The sequence below is a fragment of the Actinosynnema sp. genome (genome assembly GCF_052038725.1).
Genome location: NZ_JBQGCX010001493.1, coordinates 1 through 2,337, shown reverse-complemented (window position 1 = coordinate 2,337; position 2,337 = coordinate 1). Strand labels below are relative to the sequence as shown.

The 2,337-nt window shown below is 76.1% G+C and carries 2 protein-coding genes; one reads left to right on the top strand and one right to left on the bottom strand.

The genetic code is table 11. The annotated features are described in order from the left end of the window. On the bottom strand, positions 1–887 hold an 887-nt coding region (locus tag ACTUAL_RS31530), incomplete at its 3' end, for a polyketide synthase (RefSeq protein WP_440902774.1). A gap of 288 nt (positions 888–1,175) precedes the next feature. Here ACTUAL_RS31530 and ACTUAL_RS31525 point away from each other — a divergent pair. Continuing rightward, positions 1,176–2,337: condensation domain-containing protein (locus ACTUAL_RS31525; RefSeq protein ID WP_440902773.1), on the top strand; the 1,162-nt coding region annotated here is incomplete at its 3' end.

The following is a 2,337-nucleotide window of genomic DNA, read 5'->3' as shown; positions in this document are numbered from 1 at the left end:
GCCAGCGCCTTGGCCAGCACCGCCTCCTGCGCGTCCTGGCTGGGCGCGGTCAGCCCCGCGCTGGGGCCGTCGTGGTTGACCGCCGAGCCGCGCAGCACCCCGAGCACGGGGTCGCCGTCGCGCTCGGCGTCGGCCAGGCGCTTGAGCACCAGCGCCACCGCGCCCTCGCCGAGCGCGAACCCGTCGGCGCCCGCGTCGAACGCCCGGCAGGCCCCGGTGGGCGACAGGGCGTTGGTGCGGCAGCGGGCCAGCACGGACCACGGGGTCAGCAGCAGGTGCGCGCCGCCCACGAGCGCCACGTCGCAGTCGCCGGAGCGCAGGTCGCGCACGGCCAGGTGGGTGGCCACCAGCCCGGAGGAGCAGGTGGTGTCGACCTGGAGCGCGGGGCCGCGCGTGCCGAGCAGGTGGGCGACCCGGCCCGCCGCCATGGCGCGGTTGAGGCCGAGCAGCGCGTGCGCGTCGGGCGGGCGGGCGGTGGCGAGCACCGAGTAGTCCTCGGTGCCCAGGCCGACGTAGACGCCGGTGTCGGTGTTCCGCAGCGAGTCCGGGGCGATGTTGGCGTGCTCCAGCGCGGACCAGAACACCTCCAGCAGCAGGCGCTGCTGCGGGTCGGTCGCGGCGGCGGCGGGCGGCGCGGCGCGGAACAGCCCGGCGTCGAACCCGGACACGTCGTCCAGGAAGGCCCCGGTGCGCACGGGGGACCGGTCGGGCCGGGAGGGGTCGGGGTCGTGCAGCGCGTCGAGGTCCCAGCGGGTCGGCGGCATCGGGCCGGTGGCGTCGACGCCCTCGCGCAGCGCCCGCCACAGCCCATCGGGATCGCTGATGCCTCCCGGCAGGGCGCACCCCGCCCCGACGACCGCGACGCGGGGGTCGGCGGAGCGCGTCACCGGCCGCCGCCGAATAATTTCCGGAAAAGCGCGCGCTGAGGCCGTAGTGGAATTCGCACGGTTTTCTCCCGGAGCGTCGAAGTGCGGCGGTAACCCCTCGTTCCGCCGGACGACGCTAGGGCAAGCGGTATCGGCCAGCAATACGACGTTGGAGTGATCGAAAAGCGTTCGGAGGGGCCTCGCGTCACCCTGAGCGAAGTTCTTGACACCCGCCGCTGATGATCTTTACAGTCCCGCCTCGACCGGAATGGGACATTTCCGGGCGACCCGCCGCACCGGGGAGGACCCATGTCCGATCGCTGGGCCGACGCGCCCTTCTCCGGGGCCCTCGCCACCACCGCGCCGCTCACCTGGGCGCAGCGCACGATGTGGATCGCGCACCACCGGCTGGCCCCGCACGACTGCGCCCTGCTCAACGTCTCGCACACCACCCCTTCCCCCGGCCGCCGCGTCGCGGACGTGCTCGCGGACGTCGCGGCGCTGGTGGCGCGGCACGCCGTCCTGCGCAGCACGCTCAAGGTCGACGAGCACGGCGCGGTGACCCAGGTGGCCGCCGCGTCCGGGCGGGCGCGGGTGCTGCTGGCGGACGCCTCCGGCGCGGGCGGGCAGGTGGCCGCGCGGGTGCGCGCCGAGCTGTCCGCCGAACCGTTCGACCTGGTCACGGCACACCCGGTGCGGGTGGCGCTGGTGGTCGACGGCGAGCGCGTCACGCACGTCGTGCTCGTCGGGCACCACGTGGCGCTGGACGGCTGGAGCGCCGTGCGGCTCGGGCTGCGGCTGGCCGAAGGGCCGGACGGCGCCCCCGAGGACGGGCCCGTGCTGCAACCCGCCGACCAGGCCGCCTTCGAGGCGGGCCCCGAGGGGCAGCGGCTGCTGCGCGACTCGCTGGCGTACTGGGCCGAGCAGCTCCGCGCGCTCCCGCCCACCCCGTTCCCCGGACCGCCCGGCCCCGGCGAGCACCCCCGCTTCAAGGTCGCCAGGCTGACCTCGCCCGCGCTCGCGACCGCGCTGCCCGCGCTGTGCCGCCGCTACCGGACGACCGGGTCGACGGCGCTGCTCGCAGGCGTGCTGGCGCTGCTCGCGGTCACGACGGGGAACCGCAGGTGCGGGCTCCAGGTGGCCGTGGCCAACCGCGACACCCCGGAGTCGTTCGACGCGGTCGGCTGCCTGTACCAGGAGGTGCTGGTGTCGGTCGACTTCGCCGGGGCGCGCGCCTTCTCCGAGGTGGTGCGGCGCGCGTGGGAGGCGTCGCGGGCGGGCTACGCGCACGGCCGCTACGACCCTCCCGCGCTCTACGCGCTGGTGGAGCGGATCAACGCCGAGCGCGGCGTGGCGCTGGACCGGACCAGCGTGTTCAACGACGAGCGGATCAGCCGCACCGCGCGCGGCCCCGCCGAGCCCGCGGTGGGCGCGACCACCGTGGAGTGGCTGTCCGAGCAGCACCGGCACC